The organism is Microcoleus sp. Pol11C2, assembly GCF_036701505.1.
Classification (GTDB): Bacteria; Cyanobacteriota; Cyanobacteriia; order Cyanobacteriales; family Microcoleaceae; genus Microcoleus.
The window spans coordinates 172455-192519 of sequence record NZ_JAUBQX010000005.1 but is presented as its reverse complement, the minus strand read 5'-3'; the positions used below and the strand labels follow the sequence as shown (position 1 = coordinate 192519).

At 45.7% G+C, this 20065-nt stretch carries 14 protein-coding genes; 8 read left to right on the top strand and 6 right to left on the bottom strand.

Features of this window, described 5'->3' with window-relative positions; translation table 11 throughout:
* The first annotated feature begins 20 nt into the window (after window positions 1-20).
* On the top strand, window positions 21-500 hold the full coding sequence (locus QUA42_RS05405; RefSeq protein WP_333135782.1) for a hypothetical protein: 480 nt from the start codon (window positions 21-23) through the stop codon (window positions 498-500).
* 114 nt (window positions 501-614) lie between these two features.
* Here the strand turns inward: QUA42_RS05405 and QUA42_RS05400 are convergent, their stop codons facing one another.
* The 3 genes from QUA42_RS05400 to QUA42_RS05390 form a co-directional block, all read right to left on the bottom strand.
* The gene (locus tag QUA42_RS05400; protein WP_333135780.1) at window positions 615-1559 is read right to left on the bottom strand and encodes an FTR1 family protein; all 945 of its coding nucleotides are present in this window, start codon (window positions 1557-1559) and stop codon (window positions 615-617) included.
* A 77-nt stretch (window positions 1560-1636) separates the two neighbouring features.
* Window positions 1637-2665, bottom strand: a complete 1029-nt coding sequence (locus QUA42_RS05395) for a helix-hairpin-helix domain-containing protein (protein ID WP_333135777.1) — start codon at window positions 2663-2665, stop codon at window positions 1637-1639.
* Window positions 2666-2829: 164 nt separating this feature from the next.
* Entirely contained in the window at window positions 2830-3834 is a 1005-nt protein-coding gene (locus QUA42_RS05390) for a multicopper oxidase domain-containing protein (protein WP_333135776.1), read from the bottom strand.
* Window positions 3835-4041: 207 nt separating this feature from the next.
* Between QUA42_RS05390 and rppA the strand changes: the two genes are divergently transcribed.
* From rppA to rpmB, 4 genes are all read left to right on the top strand, one after another.
* Window positions 4042-4731 (top strand): two-component system response regulator RppA, encoded by a 690-nt coding sequence (gene rppA, locus QUA42_RS05385; protein ID WP_333135774.1) that lies wholly within the window; start codon window positions 4042-4044, stop codon window positions 4729-4731.
* 409 nt (window positions 4732-5140) lie between these two features.
* Window positions 5141-6472 carry a two-component system sensor histidine kinase RppB gene (gene rppB, locus QUA42_RS05380; protein WP_333135772.1) on the top strand — a complete coding sequence of 444 codons (1332 nt, stop codon included), beginning with the start codon at window positions 5141-5143 and terminating at the stop codon, window positions 6470-6472.
* 264 nt (window positions 6473-6736) lie between these two features.
* The gene (gene htpG / locus QUA42_RS05375) at window positions 6737-8725 is read left to right on the top strand and encodes a molecular chaperone HtpG (RefSeq protein ID WP_333135770.1); all 1989 of its coding nucleotides are present in this window, start codon (window positions 6737-6739) and stop codon (window positions 8723-8725) included.
* A gap of 148 nt (window positions 8726-8873) precedes the next feature.
* Complete coding sequence (gene rpmB / locus QUA42_RS05370; RefSeq protein ID WP_015177569.1) at window positions 8874-9110, top strand: 50S ribosomal protein L28; 237 nt, start codon at window positions 8874-8876, stop codon at window positions 9108-9110.
* 84 nt (window positions 9111-9194) lie between these two features.
* Here rpmB and QUA42_RS05365 read toward each other — a convergent pair whose 3' ends face one another.
* Both QUA42_RS05365 and proS read right to left on the bottom strand, forming a co-directional pair.
* Window positions 9195-12164 (bottom strand): adenylate/guanylate cyclase domain-containing protein, encoded by a 2970-nt coding sequence (locus QUA42_RS05365; RefSeq protein WP_333135768.1) that lies wholly within the window; start codon window positions 12162-12164, stop codon window positions 9195-9197.
* 349 nt (window positions 12165-12513) lie between these two features.
* Complete coding sequence (gene proS, locus QUA42_RS05360; RefSeq protein WP_333135766.1) at window positions 12514-14319, bottom strand: proline--tRNA ligase; 1806 nt, start codon at window positions 14317-14319, stop codon at window positions 12514-12516.
* Window positions 14320-14404: 85 nt separating this feature from the next.
* Here proS and QUA42_RS05355 point away from each other — a divergent pair, with 85 nt between their 5' ends.
* Window positions 14405-14710, top strand: a complete 306-nt coding sequence (locus QUA42_RS05355) for a hypothetical protein (RefSeq protein WP_333135764.1) — start codon at window positions 14405-14407, stop codon at window positions 14708-14710.
* Window positions 14711-15225: 515 nt separating this feature from the next.
* Window positions 15226-18369 (top strand): MFS transporter, encoded by a 3144-nt coding sequence (locus tag QUA42_RS05350; protein ID WP_333135762.1) that lies wholly within the window; start codon window positions 15226-15228, stop codon window positions 18367-18369.
* Between the two features lie 86 nt (window positions 18370-18455).
* Here the strand turns inward: QUA42_RS05350 and QUA42_RS05345 are convergent, their stop codons facing one another.
* Window positions 18456-19043 carry a Uma2 family endonuclease gene (locus QUA42_RS05345; RefSeq protein ID WP_333135760.1) on the bottom strand — a complete coding sequence of 196 codons (588 nt, stop codon included), beginning with the start codon at window positions 19041-19043 and terminating at the stop codon, window positions 18456-18458.
* 288 nt (window positions 19044-19331) lie between these two features.
* Here QUA42_RS05345 and QUA42_RS05340 point away from each other — a divergent pair, with 288 nt between their 5' ends.
* The gene (locus QUA42_RS05340) at window positions 19332-19811 is read left to right on the top strand and encodes an orange carotenoid protein N-terminal domain-containing protein (RefSeq protein WP_333135758.1); all 480 of its coding nucleotides are present in this window, start codon (window positions 19332-19334) and stop codon (window positions 19809-19811) included.
* Window positions 19812-20065: the final 254 nt, after the last annotated feature.

Below are 20065 nucleotides of genomic sequence, written 5' to 3'. Positions count from 1 at the left end.
CTCAGCAAGGAGTCAAAAAAATGAAATCGCTTAAATCAAATTTAATTGTTTTAGGTAGTGTTGGATTGCTGTTTTTGGGAGCTTGCAGTAAAGGGGACCAAGCAAGCGATACAAATAGCAATCCAGCATCCCCTCCTGTAGCCTCTCAACCTGCGTCTTCGCCTCCCGCCGCTGCTCCTGGAAAAGCGACTAAAGGAGGGCAAGTTGTGGAGTCGGGAGCTTACCATTTAGAGTTTGTAACTGAAAAAGAAGCTACCGGAACTCATTTAGATTTTTATTTGCTAAAAGAGGATAACAAGGAACCAGTTCCTAACGCGAAAGTGACGGCTCAAGTGCAGTTGCCGAATGGAAAGCAGCAAACCCTAGCTCTCAAGTATGATGCTGAGGGCAAACATTACGCTGTGGTGTTTCCCGGCAAAGATGCAGGAAGTTATCCCGTGAAAGTTACTGCGGATATTAACGGAGAAAAAGTTGACGGTCGTTTTACCTTCAATCAATAGATAGCTGATTTCCTAATGCGCTCTAACTTATGGGCGCATTAGTTATTAGCAACAAACAACTGCCTCCTGCGTTTCCACTAAAAAGCCGATCGTATTTCGCTCGCAGTTAATTTCCTATTTACTTGCCTGGGTTTTTTTGAATGGGAAAAACACTCGACCTGCCAAACTTTGAAAGTAAATGCCGCCGACGGTAATTAAAAAGACGAAATAAGCGATCGCCTGCACGACATATAGCTTATCCGTGTAGCCAAACAGCGCACTCAACAACAAACCTGGAAACTTGTCTTCGGGAAGCAGTTGCGAGGTATTCCAGACCATCGGCCCGAGAATGCAAGAGTGGATTTTAGTAAATCTTTCGTAATAGAAACACAGTGCTGCTGATTCGCGGTTTGTTTGCGATAAAATATTCATCGCGCTGTCAAAAAGCCCCAAAGTAGATACCACTAAACCCGCTACAATCAAGAGCAATAAAATGCCCATATATTTAAAAAACAGGCGGATATTAATTTTGACTCCCCATTTAAACAGCAGGACACCAAATCCGGTGGCTGAGAGAATGCCCCCCAAAGCGCCGAGCGCCGGAATAATGCCTTGTTGAAACTTGGCGACGACAAACAAAACAGTTTCAAACCCTTCCCGCAAAACGGCAATAAAAACTAAACTAAATACGCCCCAACCGGCATGAGAGTTTTGCGTTAAGGCAGCATTTACAGCGCCTTCGACTTCGGCTTTCATAAATCGCGCTTGCTTGGTCATCCAAATCAGCATCCAGCTCAGCATTGCTATTGCTATAATCCCAAAGATTGCTTCTAGCAGCAATTCCATAATCGGTGCAAAAGGCTGATTGGATGCGGACAAAATTTGCATCGTCCAGACCAACAGTACACCTATAAAAGCGCTGGCAATAAGTCCAACTCCTACCCCCCCAAAAACCCAACGGCTTAAATAGCTTTGTCCAGACTTTTTGAGGCAAGCGAGAACGATGCCGACAACTAAAGCGGCTTCGACTCCTTCGCGGAGAGTAATTACAAATGTGGGCAATGCTTCGCTAAAATTCATCTTTTTAGTTGAGGTAATATCGGGAGGTAATTGGTAATTTTTTTACCAATTACCGTTGGCGGTTTCAGTTAAATTTTTTAAGATGCGGGTTTGAGAACTTTTTGGCTGTCGTTCTCGATCGATTTAACTAGCTGGTTGACTTGTTCCGTGGTTTTTACGGGGGCCGCCGGCGCGATCGCAGTTGGCCAATTTGTCTTAAGTTCATTCATGTTGGCAACAATTGCTTTGTCAATTTCCGGGCTGGTTTTAGCCACTTGCTCGGCAATATCTTTGTACAGGCTTTCCGCGTACATGACAAAACCCCGCGAATCTTGGTATTCAATAATTGCGGAAATTTTGCCGTTAGCAACTGCCGCTCCGTATTCGGAATTAGCTGTATCCAACAAGCCGTTAATCACTTGCAGCACGAATTTCGGATCTTTTCGCTGCGTTTCGGGAAGAGCGGCAATTGCTCCATCAACTGCTTGCATTGATGTGTCAAATTCTGCTTTCACTTGAGCCGGATCTTTTGCACCCGCTTTAACTAAATCTTGCAATTTAATTAAAGTAGCCTTAAATTCAGGAATTTTACGCTCGTTTAGCTGATCTTCCACATCGGCATAAATTTCTTCGACTGGATGCCCGATGTGCGGTTCTGCCTGGTCTGGTTTGCCTTGATCCAAGAGTTCTTGGGCTACGAAAAGATGGCCTTTCATCAAGCCAAGTTTAGTCATGTAATCTACATCTTTGGGTTCGCCTGTCAGCACCACATTTTCAATAGTTACCAAGTCTTTGATTTGGTCGAATTGCGCTTGAGTAATGACATTTTTTGAAACCAATTCTTCGACTTTTCCGTAAGGGCGGCTGGCTTGAATTTTGTTAGAAAGTGCCGGCACTCCTAACTTGGCTTCGAGTTTATCTAACTCTGAAAGAATGGCAGTATTGATGTTGATGCCGCCTTTGCCGCCGTGATGCCCGCTGTGACCGCTTGTGGATGCGGGACTGGCTGTGGCAGCGGGTGAGGGTGTGCTGTCGGTGTTGCTAGCCGTGGGGGAAGCGCAACCAGCCAGAGCAACGAGGATGGCTGTAGCAGTGACTCTAGGTAATAAACGAAATGTGGATAACATGGCAGTTGCTAATTTTTACGTTATGTGCGTTTGGTTTCGCAAGTTATTAAGAATAATTCTCAATTATTTGCGAGCTATTCATTCTACCTATTTGCGATCGAGCTTGTCAAATAATTTCATAATTTCTTTATTTGAATCGGCGCACCATGGTAGCAGGATTTGGTTTAAGTGAGGACTTCAAATACACCCATGCAGCCAGCTTCGGCGATCGCATCTTGATGGGGATGAAACATAAATTTTCCAGCATAGCCGTAAGTAAATTCTAAAATATGTCTTTCAGCTACTCCCATTGTGATGACATCGGTTCTTTCACTGGGAGTCAAAGTCATCCCCGTGCGATATACGTCAAAAAAGTTGGCGTGCAGGTGAAAAGTTACTGCCGCTTCATACTCAATCAGGTTGAGAACGTACAGCCGGATTAGCTGATTTCGGTAAATAGGTATCGGGTTGTTCATGTAATAATTGGGCAACCCGTTAAAAGCGTAAAGCTCGTTTTTTTTGTCGTCGTTTACGTCGTATCCTCCCATGATTAACAAGATTTCATCTGCAGGAGGGCGGGGTTTTGGCGGATCGATGATGAACATTCCATAGAGTCCTTTACCTATATGGCGAGTTACGGGTTCAATATGGCAGTGATATAGATGCACTCCGTAGGGATTGGCATCGAATTCATAAATAAATACCGAACCGTGTTTCACTGGTTTAACGCCATCCATTTCGCTGGTATGAACGCCGTGAAAGTGCAGCGAATGAGAATCTCCGGCTTTGTTATAAAAAATGACGCGGATACGATCGCCCTCTGTTGCCCTTAATGTCGGCCCCGGCACGCGATTGTTGACGTTCCAGGCGTTGAAAGTGACGGCGCTGTTAAGTTGGACGATCGAAGTATTAGCTTCCAGGCGAAATTCCCTAACCGTGCGCCCGTTTTCGCGCGTCACCGTGCCGTAATCAAAATCCCGCGCAATTTGCATCGGGTTAATCTTGCTGACGGTGAGTGCATCTGCGGGGATAGGCGGTATTCTCGCGACTGATGTCGGTTTGCGAGTCAAGTTTTGAAGTGCGATTGCGCCACCCGCTACCCCAGCCCCAGCTATTCCTAGCTGTAGCAGTTGACGGCGACTCCAGCGCCCAGCCTTTTTAATGGCGGGACGATCGGATAAATCTGTCATAACTTATTGAAAACTTTTCTCAAAAATTTACTCGTGGTTGATTATAAGACATTACCAGCTTGTTGTCAATTATTGTCAACTGTTCTTTTTTTCTGCGAATTCAGAATATTTCATGCTGATTTCATCTCAGTATGTGAGCTTAAAGATTGGGGTAGATGCTGCCGATCGCTAACAATGTATAAGGATTTACCGCTATAAATTAGAGTTATGAGAGTTTTGCTAGTTGAAGATGAGCCAGATTTAGGGAAAGCGATCGATCGCACTTTAAAGCAGGAAAAATATATAGTTGATTGGGCCCTAGATGGCAGTGAAGCTTGGGAATATTTAGACAGTCAGTGGACGCAATATAACCTAGCTATTTTTGACTGGTTGCTACCAGGAATATCAGGCTTGGAACTGCTGCGGAGATTGCGTGCTAAAAATAGCGCCCTGCCCGTCTTGATGCTAACAGCAAAAGACCGCATGGAAGATAAAGTGGCGGGACTAGACGCCGGGGCTGACGATTATTTAGTTAAACCGTTTGGCATGGCGGAACTGTTAGCAAGATTGCGGGCTTTGCAAAGGCGATCGCCCCAAATTCAGCCACAACAGCTACAGGTAGGAAATCTAGTTTTGGACTGCGGAACACGCACTGTGTGCCATCTCGATCGAAGTGGCCACAGCCAGATAATTGCTCTAACAAACAAAGAGTTTCAACTGCTAGAATACTTTATGAAACATCCCAACCAAATTATCACCACTGACCAAATTCGGAATCAGCTATGGGAGGCGAGTGCAGATACCTTTAGCAATGTGGTAGCAGCTCAAGTGCGGTTGCTGCGGCGCAAACTTGAGTCGGTTGGTGGCGCGAATTTAATTGAAACCGTTCACGGCGTCGGATACCGCATGAGAAATTAAAGTAGGGCGGGTTCTCCGGTCGCCCCCACAATAAAATTTAATTTTTGTGGGACAGGCATCTTGCCTGTTCTTAACAATTAGAGGACTAAGGCTAACTGGCACAAAGGTATTTAGTTGCGCTTCAGCGCTCTTTCCTAAGCTAAAAGCGCTTAGCCGTGTCAAGGTGAGTAACGAGCCTACTAACTTTAGGCGTTTTGATTCTGAGTCCAAGCTCCCCCAAGCAATTTTCCTTGATTGAAGTCTCAAAAATCAGAACTTGAAATAGGGGTTTTCGGCTTTTTGTATGGTTCAGATTTAACACGCCAGACAGGGCTAGCTAAGAGCGCTGAAGCGCAACTACATACGTAAAATTGCAGCCTTATTTGTAACAGTTAGCCTTCGTTCTAAATTATATAAAATATAAGTTTAAATGAATCAAAATAAACTATTTAACCGAACTCGCTGGCAATTAGCCATTTCCTATGCGGCTGTAATGGGTTTGATTTTAAGCTTGTTGGGATTTGGCGTATATAAGGCGATCGCCCACGCTCACTGGGTAGCCATAGACCGGGAATTAGAATCGGTAGCGGGGACGCTACACGACAGCCTAGAACTCAAATTGCAGCAGCCCGGACGCTTGGAGCCTATAGTAAACGAACTTTTGCCCAACCTCCGCCTAATTGGAGTTAAAGGCATTAAAGAACAGTTGCCAAGTCGCCATATTTTAAGCGCTATCAACCAAGGCTATTACTATATTCGTTTATTTGATTATTCGGGGAAATTAATTGCTACAGCAGGCGCTTATCCCGAAGAATTACCACCTGAATTTAGCTCCCAATACTGGCAAACAATAACTGACGCCAAAGGCAAGGTTTACCACCAAATTTCTGTAGCGCTACACACCAAAACACAGCAAGATTGGGGATATTTTCAAGTTGGGCGGAGCCTGCAAGACTTCAATGATTATCTCAGTACAGTGAAATGGGTTTTGAAATTAGGATTGCCTACAGCATTGATTTTGATAGGCTTTGCTAGTTGGTTGTTGGCAGGATTGGCAATGAAACCGATTTACTCTTCCTACCGACAAATTCAACAGTTTACAGCGGATGCAGCCCACGAATTGCGGACGCCTTTAGCGGCTTCGCAGGCGACTGTAGAATCGGCCCTGTTGACGCCTCAATTAGATGAAAAAGAAGCGCGGGAAATTTTGCGGACGATCGATCGCCAAAACCGACGATTGACTCAGTTAGTTGCTGATTTGCTGCTGCTGGCTCGCATGGATAATCAGGCGATACGCGATCGCCCTCAATTGTGTTGTTTGAATGACTTGGTGAGCGATTTAGTCGAGGAATTGGCCGCAATGGCGATCGCTTCTAAGGTAGCGTTAACATCCGAAGTGCGAGTCCAGCAGCAATTAAATGTTGTCGGCAATTCCGACCAACTTTATCGCTTAGTTGCTAATTTAATTGTTAATGCCATTCAATACACTCCGGCGGGCGGGAAAGTAACAGTTATTTTAGATTGCAGCCACCAAGAGGCGATCGTTCAGGTTCAAGATACCGGTATTGGGATGGCGGCGGCAGATTTAGAGCGAATATTCGATCGATTTTACCGAGTCAACAGCGATCGATCGCGCCATACCGGCGGTTCGGGACTGGGATTGGCGATCGCCCAAACCATAGCCCGCGCCCACCGCGGCAGCCTCAGCGCCCGCAGCGAGTTGGGTTCCGGCAGCACCTTTCTCCTGCAGTTGCCTTTGTGAGCTACTATGTGAGGGCAACTGACATCTTGCACCATGTTCGCTTAACAGGCTTTTGGGCCTGTTCCACAAAAATTGAAATATCTTGTGGGGAGTAGGGGTTGGACAGGAGAACCCGCCAGTGAAAGGCTAATTGAGAATTGTGCAAGATGTGGGGAAAACCGAATCATCTTTTTGTGGTAATCCCTTTTGCAGAAGAGAGCACGATCGCCGAAAATCATTAAATAGCTATTTCTCAGCAATTAGCAGTCATCACAGAGAAAAATTATGACAGTTTTAGAACAGGGAACAATCTCAATCCATACCGAAAATATTTTCCCGATTATCAAGAAGTCACTATACACTGACCACGAAGTCTTCTTGCGGGAACTAATTTCTAACGGCGTCGATGCCATTGCCAAACTCAAAATGGTTTCCCGTTCCGGCGAATACGGCGGCGACATGGGCGAACCGCAAATCAACATAGCGATCGACAAAGAAAACAAAACCCTCTCAATTTCCGATAACGGGATCGGGATGACCCCCGACGAGGTAAAAAAATACATCAACCAAGTCGCTTTCTCCAGCGCAGAAGAATTTATTCAAAAATACCAAGGCAGTGGCGACGACGCAATCATCGGTCACTTCGGCCTAGGTTTCTACTCTTCTTTCATGGTGGCAAAGAAAGTAGAGATTGATACTCTTTCTTACCAAGAAGGCTCGCAAGCAGTACACTGGTCTTGCGACGGTTCTCCCGCTTTTCAACTATCAGAATCTTCCCGCACAGAACGCGGAACTACTATTACTCTTACCCTCCAAGACGAAGAAGAAGAATATTTAGAACCCAGCCGCATTAAGCAGTTAATCAAAACTTACTGCGATTTCATGCCAGTTCCCATCAAATTTGAGGGAGAGGAACTCAACAAGCACAAAGCAATTTGGCGGGAATCAGCCAGCAATTTGCAAAAAGAAGATTACTTAGAACTGTACCGCTACCTTTATCCGTTCCAAGACGAGCCGCTGCTGTGGGTACACCTGAATACAGATTATCCTTTCATTGTCAACGGGATTCTTTACTTTCCCAAACTGCGCCCGGATGTCGATGTTACCCAAGGCAATATTAAGTTATTCTGCAACCAGGTTTTTGTCAGCGACCACTGCGAAGAAATTATCCCGAAATTCTTGATGCCGCTGCGGGGAGTCATTGACAGTACCGACATTCCCCTGAACGTTTCTCGCAGTTCTTTGCAAAGCAATCGCACTGTGCGGAGAATCGCTGATTATATTGCGAAAAAAGTGGGCGATCGCCTGAAAGAGCTCTACCGCGACGACCGCAACGAATACATTCGCTGCTGGCAAGATATCGGCACTTTTGTCAAGTTCGGAACTCTCAACGATGACAAGTTCAAAAAGCAAGTCGAAGATATCTTAATCTACCGCAGCACCTACGAGCCAACAGCCGAGAAGCCAGAAACTGTAACGCCCGAAGTTCAGGTGCAAAGTGAGGAAGGAGATTTGTGGCAAGATGTCACTCCGAAGTCGGAAAATTCTAGTTCCACGCAGCCTTACACGACTCTAAAAGAGTATTTGGAACGCAATCAAAAACGCCACGAAAATCGTGTCTTTTATTGTACCGATCCGGCGTCTCAAGCAACTTATGTTGCTATGCACAAAAGCCAAGGTTTAGAAGTGCTGTTTATGGATTCTTTCATCGACACGCACTTTATCAGCTTCTTGGAACGAGAATACTCAGATGTCAAATTCTCGCGGGTTGATTCGGACATCGACGAAACGCTAATTGACAAAGAGAAAGAAGCGGAAATTGTCGATCCGGCGACGAATAAAACTCGCAGCGAACAAGTTAAAGAAATGTTCCAAAAAGCTCTCAATAAGCCGAAAGTGAACATTCGCACAGAAGCTTTGAAGTCTGACTCTGCGGAGGCGACGCCACCTGCGATCGTACTTTTGCCGGAAGCTTTGCGCCGGATGCGCGACATGACGGCGCTTTTGCAGCAGCAAGCCGCCGAATTCCCCGAAGAACACGTTTTGCTGGTGAATACCTCTCACCCGCTGATTCAAAATCTGGCGAGTTTGAGTCAGGGTGCGATTATTCAAGGCGGCGGGGAGTCTCCGTCCAGTCAGTTGGCGAGTATGATTTGTCACCACGTTTACGACTTGGCTTTGATGGCCCAGAAGGGTTTCGATGCTGAAGGGATGAAGGATTTTGTCGAGCGATCGAATCAAGTCTTGACAAAATTGACTGAACGTGCGATGTAATTATCCCCCCCAACCCCCCCTTGCTAAGGGGGGGAGCAAGAGTTTATTTCTATTGGTAAAGGGATAAGTCAAGCCTTCTTCCTTCTTCCTTCTTCCTTCGGGTATAATGAAAGGCTGCACGCAAAAAAACGGTAATCTGGAGGGCAATATGTCACGGAAATGTCAGCTAACGGGAAAGAAGGCTAATAACGGTTTTGCAGTTTCTCACTCGCACCACCGCACTCACAAATTGCAAGACGCCAATTTGCAGTGGAAGCGGGTTTGGTGGCCGCAGGAGAAGCGCTGGGTAAGATTGCACCTTTCTACAAAAGCGATTAAAACCTTGCAAAACAAGGGTTTGGAAATCATGGCGAAGGAAGCTGGAATTAACCTGTACAAGCTTTAAAAAACTTGGCTAAATTAAAATGAGGGCGATCGCACACTTGAGAGTGCGATCGCCCTTACTTTTAGAGAAAAACCTTTACTAAAGCTATTTTCGGCATTTCAGTAAATAAGTAGTCATCAGGCCTTTGCCTTTAACTTCGATCGCGCCGCGACTTTCAAATACATACTTGTCCTGCAATATATCATAAGTTGCAAACGTGGCCTGAATGCTCCCTGGCTTGCCGTGAGATTCCATGCGGGAAGCGGTGTTAACGGTGTCTCCCCACAAATCGTAAATAAATTTTTTAATCCCAATGACTCCGGCGACAACTGGGCCAGTGTTGATGCCAATTCTGATGCTAAAAGCTTGACTGTGGGTATTGCTAAAGTCAATAATTGCCTGCTGCATATCGATGGCCATTTCTGCGATCGCCTCTGCGTGATCCAAGCGAGGAATTGGCAGCCCTCCAACTACCATGTAAGCGTCGCCAATCGTCTTAATTTTTTCCAATCCGTGCTTTTCTGCTAGGCGATCGAATGTGGAAAAAATGTCGTTAAGCAAGGAAACTAATTCTGGCGGAGAAATTTGGGAACTAATTGTGGTAAAACCGACTATATCTGCAAATAATACTGTTACTTCGGCAAAAGTATCGGCGATGATGCTTTGGTCTTGTTTTAATCTGTCGGCGATGGGTTGTGGTAAAACGTTTAGCAGGAGACGGTCGGATTTTTCTTGTTCTAAACGCAAAGCTGCCTCAGCTTGTTTACGAGTTGTGATGTCTTGAACAGTACCTTCGTAATAAAGCAAATTTCCGTAGGAATCGCGCACGGTATAAGTATTTTCTGAAATCCAAATTATACTGCCATCTCGGCGGTAAATTTGAGATTCAAAATCCGATACTTTGCCTTGTTGTTCTATTAAGCGGACCACCTCGGCGCGGCGATCGGGGTCAACATAAAGTTGTTGGCTAATATCAGTTAGTGTACCCACCAATTCCTCGCGTGAACTGTAACCGTAAATGCGAAGCAAAGCAGGATTAGCGCTGAGAAATTGCCCACCTGGGGTAGTTTGAAAAATGCCGACGATCGCATTTTCAAAAATGCTGCGGTATTTTTCTTCCGCTTTCCGCAGCGCTTCTTCAGCCCGCTGGCGTTCTCGGGCTTCCACTGCGAAAGTTACAGAGTCTGCTAGAGAAACAGCAAAACTTTGTTCTTCAATCGTCCAATAGCGGAGCCTTCCTATGTGTTCCAAACAAATAACTCCTGCGGTTTCTCCGCCTATTTGAATCGGCGTATCTAGCATAGAAGCGATGCCCAAGGGAATTAGGTAAGATTCCGCAAATTCTCTAGTTCTAAAATCGTTTTGCGCGTCAAAGGCAGCAATTGCACGTTCTTCTCGCAGTGTTTGAAAATAGACAGGATAGTCTGCTGCTGCTAATTCCAAACCGTGTGAGTGCTGGTTGAGAGTGCAATCGAACAAATCCAGGCACTCCATCTTGGATTTAGTGCGATCGTACACCCAGACGCTCGATCGGGCCACTTCCAGAGTACGGCTAGCAGCTTCAGTTATTTCTTGAAGCGCTTTTGTTAAGTCGCCTTGATTCAGCGCTTTATTTTTGGCTAAATCAATTAATGCCGATTTCTGTTTCTGTAGCTGAAGTTCGCTTTGTTTCAGGGCATTTGTCCGCTCTTCAACTCGGATTTCCAGCTTTTCCTTGAGCTTTTGCAGCGCTATTTCAGCTTTGCGACGATCGGTGATATCTGTCCCGATGCAGAGAATACCCAAAGTTTTGCCCGCTGAATCAACCAGTGGCTTATTTGCCCAAGATACCCAAACGCGATCGCCACTGCGCCGGATATTTTCATTTTCATAGCTAATAAAGCGCTCAGGATTTTGTAAAATTTGACTATAAACCAACTCTAAGTTATTCCCTTCGATGTCCGTCTGTGGAATAATGGTTCCCAAGGCATTTTTTCCAATGATTTCTTCCTCCTTGTAACCAAAGAAATTTTCGGCGAATTCGTTAAAAAAAATAATATTGCCCTCAGCGTCCAGTTTCAGAATAATGCTGTTAGCATTTTCCACCAATTCTCGATATTTAATTTCGCTCTCTCGTAAAGAATACTCCGCTGATGTGCGTTCAGCGACTGTTGCTGCCAATAACAGCGAGGTAATCGTAATTACACCCATAAAAGCTTGCAAAAATAAGATAGCTTGATTGATATTGTCGGCTTTGGCTGTGAAGGTGCCCCCTCCATGAGAACTGCCAAAAATTGCGATGATTGAGACAATAAACGATGCTAGGACAGCGGCTCGCTGACCGAATTGAAGCGCAGCCCACATGATCAAAGGAAACGGTAAATATTCCAGGGGATAACGAGAAATCGAAGCTTCATGTTTCGACTCAAATACCAGCCAGCTCACCCCGATCAATAATATTAACCATACTCCTCGCTCAATTAAATAAGTTTTCTTCGTTTCTGTTTGTATTTTTAAACGTTTTGCCGTTACTTGAGGACGAATAAATATTAAAATTAATGGAGTTAGGATTAAAACTCCCATGGTGTCTCCCAACCACCAATTCCATCGAACAGACCAATATTCACTCCACTCTATTTTGCCAGCTAAATATAGAGAAAAGGCGCCAATAGTGCAACTAATTTGAGTAGCAATTAGAGCGCCACACAAGATTAAATTAATTACATCTTTCAAGCGTTCGAGAGAGGGACGAAACCGGAACCAGCTCAGGGCAGTTACGGCAAAAACAGCTTGCAGAATTGCCCCGGCGTTTCCTCCCACCCAAAGTGCAAATATCTGTTCAGTTGGGTTAACCAAATTGAGCAAAAATGTACCCAAAACTATGGCAGGCCAGACTTTACTCCCAAACAATAAAAGTCCGGCTTGTGCAATTCCTGCGGGTGGCCACACCGAGGCAGCAAAAGGATTGACACCTTGAATTGAAATTGCTAGCCTCGCCCCCACGGCGTAAGCGACCGCAACGACAGTTACTTGAACTAAGTACCGCCCAATTCGGGATTGAGGGAATCGAAGAAACTGATTTAGGTTCAGATTCATATCGAGTTTTAAGTTTTAGATAATTTCACATCTCAAGGAAGTTCGGCAACGGATTCTGTAACGGATGTAACGGATGTAATGGATGTCAGGAAGAGGGAAGAAGGAGGAAGGAAGAGGGAAGAGGGGGGAGTATCTCATATTTGTAACAACACTTCTTCTGGCTTCTTCTTTCTTCCTATTTCCTCCTGCATTCTGCCTCCTGCCTCCTGTCTCCTGCCTCCAAACTCCAATTTCTAGCTGGAGTGCTTTCATTGAGATGCTCCCAAAAGGGGAGCTAATGTAGGGTGTACACCGCGCAGATTGCGATCCTAAATGTAGGTGCAGCGCGCACCTTACGGATTAAAAAGTCTTAACTGACGGCGGCTTCAATCCACTGTTTCAACGTAGAATTAACTTCATCTATGAGAATTTCATGTGATTTGTGAGTTGCTCTTTCCACGACTTCAACTTTGCCTGCTTTCAGCGAACGACCCGGAACAATGCGATAGGGAATGCCGATTAAATCGGCATCTTTGAATTTAACTCCTGCTCGTTCATCGCGGTCATCTAGTAACGTTTCAATGCCTGATTGATTGAGCTCTGCATAGAGTTTTTCGGCGACTTCTACTTGTTGGCCGTCGGAAATATTGGGGATGCTAATGATGGCGTGATACGGGGCGATCGCCACTGGCCAAATTATCCCGTCTTTGTCGTAGGATTGTTCTACGGCCGATTGAGCTAGCCGCGACACGCCGACGCCGTAGCAGCCCATCACAAAGGGCATTTCTTCGCCTTGTTCGCTGGTGTAGGTGGCGCCCATTGCTTGGGAGTATTTTGTGCCTAATTGGAATATGTGGCCGACTTCGATGCCTCTGGCGCTGTGCAAGGTTTGTTCGGGGTTGTGCACTGCCCGATCGCCCTTTTTGGCTGTTCTGACACCTACAACCGTTGCTGGTAGAGGAAATTCTTTGTTCCAATTCGCCCCGACCACGTGGTATCCTGATTCGTTTGAACCAGTGACAAAGTTTGTCAGGTCAACTGCGGTGCGATCGACTAAACGCAAAAACTTAGAGTTTACCTGCTTGCTTCCAGCGATATAATCATCAGCAACATCGGGAGCCATATAACCGAGAGGTAAAGATTTAGCAGCCCATTTCCGCTGAGCTTCCGCATCCGGAACAGTCAAGAATAAAACATTTTTAGCTTGATAATTGCCCGCTAACTTCGTCAATTCATTGAGCAACTTTACCTGATTCACATCTTGGTCGCCGCGAATACTTACCAATACCAAGACTGTGATGCCATTATCATAAACAGCTTGGTAAAGCACATTTTTGACAACTTGCGTCGGAGAACATTTCAAAAATTTGCAAAGTTTATCAATTGTTTCAGTTCCCGGCGTTTCCCGCTTTTCAAAAGTGGCAAAGGGCGACGGTTCGGCATCAGCAGGCATCGATACAGCCTTTTCCACATTAGCGGCATACTGACCGTCTTCAGTATATAGAACTTCATCCTCGCCCGCTTCTGCCAGCACCATAAACTCTTGAGAACCAGAGCCGCCAATTGCTCCCGAATCAGCATCTACTGCTCGGAATTGCAAGCCCGATCGGCGCAGCATATTGCTATAAGCTTGAGCCATATCCTGATAAGTTTTTTTCAGACTTTCTTCGTTAGTGTGGAAAGAATAGCCATCTTTCATAATGAATTCGCGACCGCGCATCAACCCAAAACGCGGGCGAATTTCATCGCGAAACTTAGTTTGGATTTGATAAAGATGTAAAGGCAATTGCCGATAGGAACGAATCATATCTTTAGCAATTGTAGTAATTACTTCTTCGTGAGTTGGGCCCAGTCCCAATTCTCGCTGCTGCCTGTCTGTCATGGAAAACATAATACCTTCCGCTTGAGTGTAGGTGTCCCAGCGGCCGGATTCCCGCCACAAATCGGCCGGTTGCAATTGCGGGAGGAGGCATTCTTGAGCGCCGGTAGCGTCCATTTCTTCGCGCACAATTTGAGATACTTTTTTGAGAACTCGCCACATCAAAGGGAGATAAGCGTAAAGGCCGCTACCGATGCGCCGGATGTATCCGGCACGGAGTAATAGTTTGTGGCTGGGAATTTCTGCTTCTGCGGGGTCTTCGCGCAGGGTGACAAAAAGCATTTGAGAGAGTCGCATAGCTAATTTCCTTAAAATACCGAATGATTGTAATCTCAGATCAACTTCTGATATTATCAGACGTGAGCCTGATTTGATTAAATATATGAATAAAATTTGGGAAAATTATCAAAAAGGTATGGCAGTATTTGATAATTGTCACTCTCCTACTGTGCAATCTCAGTGGCTTGCCTTAAAAGATGAAATAGGAGAATTTGTTCGAGAACCTAATTTAAGCGAAATTTGGGATATTGTTCATGCTGCTGGTCGATTGCTTTACAAAATAATCGGAATTCCCTTATATTTACTGGCCTATCCTACTGTTCGCAAACACAGTCAACGTTTCGAGGAGTACGGCTGTATTCGCAGCTTTCGCAACTGTGAGGGTAAATGCTGCGGCAAAAATTCCTAGCCTAGGCTGCCGCGCACCCGATATCATGTTTGTTGAATTGCCTGCAATTAGATTGAGAAATCCTCTATCGCAACCGACTGATTAGGCCGCTCAATCCCTAGGAATTACTAGCTAGTTTTGAACCTAAATATCAAACCGAATCCTCAACTAGGTAGCGCACTCTACGATATGTAGAGTGTACCACATCGCACTTTACTACTATTGAGAATTGGTGGGAATCGCCCCCGCCTCCAACTTAAAAACTTTTGGCGGACTCTGCTGCTACCAGTCCCTTAAAAACTAATTTCTGACTTTAGACTGATTTATTTTTTAGCTTTCACAGCCATAATAAGCAGTAAGGATGAGATCACTAGAGAACTGATTTACTATTCATCCCAATTTCACTAATAAGGGCTTCTGTAAGATAAAGCCGAACCAAAACAAACCATCATCTAAAGATTACAAAATCCCCTATAAAAAAGTTGGGGACTCTTTTCGCTATGCCGAGTTAGGCAAAAAAACTTAGGAGGGAAATTATGTTTCAAAGCGAGTTATTAATGTCGCTGTACACTCCCCAAGTCAATAGGGGCCAAATGCCAGTACAAATGCCAGTAGAAATTGATGTGCCATTTGACCACCCCGATATCGGAGGGCTGATGTTTTTAAGCCCGCAGTTTTTCGTGGCATTAATCGCCGGAGTCATTATGGCTTTCGGCTTCCAATTCCTGTTAACAAATTTCTCCATAGCCGCCAAAATATCAAATTGGGACGAGGCTTTACCCGACGATGACGATGATGATGAGTCCGAAAGTATAGGCCGTAAAGTTCGCAAAATCGAAGGTTTAGTCGGGGGTTGGATTTTAGTCACCGTTAACCTGGCTTTATTTTTGGCTTGTTTTCTGGCAGTCAAACTAACTTCAATTGCCTCGGTAGACGGAGCGGCAATTATTGGTGTGGTAATCTGGGCTGCGTACTTCTTAACGCTGGTGTGGCTCGGTTCTAGCGCCGTCGGTTCCATGATCGGTTCCTTGATAAAAACTGCTTTTTCAGGCATTCAAGGCGTCATGGGTACTGCTGGTGCAGCGATCGGCGGCAAGATGGCCAGCGACCAAATGGTCAACACTGTAGAGGCATCTGTTGCCGCTGTCCGCCGCGAATTGAGTTCGGCGGTGGACCCGGATAGCATTCGCGAAACACTGCAAGATTATGTGGGTTCTTTGCAGTTACCGAAACTAGATGTTAAGGAAATTCGCGGTCAATTTGAAAAGTTGCTGGGCGATGCAGATATCCAATCTATTGCGGGAAGCGACGTTCTGAAGAATGTTAACCGCCAGACTTTTGTGGATTTAGTTAAGAGTCGCACCGACTTTTCTCAAGAGGAAATCACTCAAGTTGCTGACCAACTCGAAGGGGTTTGGAAGCAAACTTTCGGCAAGCAGCAAGAGCAGAAAGACCCGAATTTAGAGTTGGTTGATTTTCTCAAGTTTGCGGCTCCCGATTTGCTGAAGTCTGACGAACTCAACGCCAAGCTGTCTCAAATTCTGGAAAGTAGGGAAAACAAATCGGAATCCAGCAGCGGCATGAAGCGAGCGATGCAGTTGGGTGTGGAAGCTCTTGTGGGCACTGTTTTGTCGCGGACGGATTTGTCTGATTTGGATGTGGAAAAAATCTCTGGTCAGTTGCAACAACTGACAGCACAAGGGACTCAAAAAGCTAAATCTTTGGCTTCTCAGGTGGGCGACAAAGTGCCTGCGCTGCCTTTCAATACAGCTAAGGCTGATGTGGAAAACTACTTGATGAATTCCCAACCGTGGCATCTCAACCGGGAGACAATCAAGCAGGAATTTAGGGATGTGATTTACGACCCGGAAGCTTCTCCGGGGGCAGTTTTGCGCCAGTTAGAGCTGTTTAATCCCGATTATTTTGTAGGGATTCTGGGGCGCCGCGAGGGGTTTGCTCCGGAACAGGTGACGGAAATTGCCGAACAGCTTGAAGGTGTCCGACAAGAAGTGTTGGAAATTGTGCAAGCTGCTGCTGGTGAAGAACAGTCTCAAGATTTGCGGAGTCGGATTGAGAATTATTTGCGATCGACTGGCAAAGATGAGCTGAATCCTGAAGGTATCGAACGGGATTTCCAAGCGCTTTTGGAAGACCGGGATGCTGGTTTTGAGGCTTTGCGCGATCGCCTTTCGCAGTTTAACCGCGATACTTTGGTGCAGTTGCTGGGTCAGCGGGAAGATTTCAGTCCAGAGGAAGCCGATCAGTTAATCGGGCGGCTCGAAAGTTCGCGCGATCGCGTGATTTCTAGAGCTCAAGAATTGCAAGAGCAAGCGCAATCGAAAGCCCAAGAATTGCGACAAAAGGTAGAAGACTATCTCCGCAATACTAATAAGGAAGAACTCAATCCTGAAGCGATCGAGCGCGAGTTTCAAACGCTGTTAAACGACCCGGAAGCCGGATTTAAAGCGCTGAGAGAACGCTTGTCTCAATTCGACCGCGATACGCTGGTGCAGTTGCTGTCACAGCGCCAAGACCTCAGCGAAGAACAGATCAATCAGGCGATCGACCGGATTGAATCTGTGCGCGACAACATTATCCACGCGCCGCAAATAGTGGCAGATAGAGCTAAGCAGCAGTACGAGGAAGTTACTGCAAAAATTGGCGAATACCTGCGGAATACAAACCTCGATGAACTCGATCCAGAAGGTATCACTCGGGATTTGACCAAATTGTTTGAAAATCCCAAAGAGGGTGCTTTGGCACTTCGGGATAGACTTTCTCAGGTCGATCGCGAAACTTTGGTCAAGTTGCTGTCGCAGCGGGAAGATTTGAGCGAAGAACAGATCAATCGGACGATCGATCGCGTGCAAGATTCGATTCGTAGCATCGTGAAATCGCCCCGCCGCTTGGCCTCTCGCGCTCAAAAAACAGTCCGCGATTTCCAAGGCAGTTTGGAAAATTACTTGCGGAATACGGACAAGGAAGAACTCAATCCTGAAAGCATCAAACGCGATTTGCAGTTGCTGTTTAGCGAGCCGGGAATGGGGATGCAAAGTTTGGGCGATCGCCTGAAGCACTTCGATCGATCGACTCTGGTAGCATTGTTGTCGCAGCGGGAAGACATCTCGGAAGAGGAAGCTAACAGAATTGCCGACCAAATTGAATCTGTCCGCAACCAAATTGTCGAACAAGTTCAAATGGTTCAGGACAAGTTCCAGTCAGCAATTGACGGTATTTTCGGGAAAATTCGGGATTATCTCAATTCGCTGGAGCGACCAGAGCTCAACTACGAAGGCATCAAGCGGGACTTACGCAAAGTGTTTGACGACCCGCAGGCCGGATTGGACGCGATTAAAGAGCGTTTAGGTGAGTTCGATCGCGGTACTTTAGTTGCCCTGCTGAGTTCTCGTTCCGATATTTCCGAGACAGACGCGCACCGAATTGTTGACCAAATGGAAGGAGCCCGGGACAGCGTTTTATTACGCTCGGAACGCCTGCAATCTGAAGCCAAAAAACGCATCAAACAGCTCAAGAAAAAGACCAAGCAGCAAGCAGAAGATGCGCGCGAAGCGGCAGCAGCAGCAGCTTGGTGGCTGTTCGGTACGGCTCTGACTTCTGTGGTTGTTTCCGCTTTGGCTGGAGCAATAGCAGTCAACGGTATTTCTGGTTTGTTTAGCTAGACTTTCCACGAATTGGAAATAAAGTTCTCCTGATTCTAGGCTGGCTATTTGCCAGCCTATTTTCTTGGGAATAATATCAGAGTCCTTCAGGATTCTATAGTTGGCGGAAATACTCTCGATAAATCGAGCGCCAAGTCGTGAAAATAAGGCAAATTAACAGACTCGTTGGGCAGAAAAATCAGCGTCCTGCGATAACCAAATTGGCCAGGGGCATTCTGATACGGCTCGCTGTAACATTCCAAGCAAGTTTGTGATAAATTAAATATCCAATAGTTCGAGATTCCGGCTTCAGCATAAAGGGGGAGCTTAACCTGTTTGTCGTAACTCAAAGAAGAATCTGCAATCTCAATCAGCAACAGTATATCCCCTGGACAGGGGTGAGAGGATAGATAGTCGTCAGGGCGATTTTGTACGAGCGAAAAATCAGGTTCAGGTTCGCTGTTTGTCGGTAAAACGATGGGAGATTGACACTGTAAAGTTGCCCGCTCTGCTACTAGGGCGCTTAATTCCCGCAATAATCTTCTCAGACAGGTTTCGTGAGCGGTACCTTTAGCTGCCATTTTCACAAGTTCTCCATTAATTAACTCAACTCGATCGTCCTCACCAAAGAACCCCAGTTCTGTCAGGCGGTGATATTCCGCTATGGTGAAGCGTTTTGCAGTTGCGATCGACATAACAGCCACCTCAATACAGGTCTGTTGCGATTATAGGCGATCGTCGATCGGCTAAACCATGCTAATCATGAGCTCCGCTAACAACAATATTGGCAAATTTCCCTCATCCTTTGGTTGCAATTTTTCCCAATTTTGGTAAATTTAATCCCCGAATTTATGTTCGGGATCATCTCTGTCTTAAGCAAGATTCTAGCATCACTATTTATTAGGTACTTTAACTTAAGTAGCAAACAAAAGTTTTCTCACAAATAAGAAAACTGAGCAATACATATTATTTTGGAGGCTTGAATGACATTTACTACTACCGGTGCTTACGACCAAGGAAAAGCAGATATTCAGAGCTTGAGTGTAGACGACCAATTAGGTTTGCTGTGGTTTGTTTACACCGAAATGGGCAAGTCAATAACACCAGCGGCTCCCGGTGCTTCCGGTTCCGACATCGCTCAAGGTTTGTTCGATCAAGTCAAACCGCTGCCCCACGAAGAACAACTACAAGTAATGCGCGACATTGCCTCAAAAGCCAATACTGAAATCAGCCGGATGTACGGCTCGATGAGCCCTGAAACTAAGCTGGCTTTTTGGTATTTCTTAGCAGTAGGAATGGACGAAGGAACTATTATACCCATGCCTCCCGACTATCAACTTCCTGAAGCCGGAAAAGCTTTATTAGGAAAGGTTCAGGGCATGGACTTTCAGCAGCAAATTGATTTCCTTCGCGGTACAGTTTTAGTAATGGGTGCTGAAGCCGCTCCGGGGGCTGGCATTTAAAAATAGGACTTACGAAAAAAAAACCCGGTTTCTCGGAGAATATTGGGTGTGGCAACGACGCATTTTAGTTGAAGAAACCCGGTTTTTAGCCGTTTGATGCGTAAGTCCTCAAAAAGATTATTCAGTTGACAGTTGACAGTTGACAGTTGACAGTTGACAGCGACCTCTACCTGGAAGGAAGAGGATTGGAGTAATGAATAGTCTTATTTTAATTTCTTCCGCTTATGGGTTCCGGCTTTAAACCAATTCTTTCT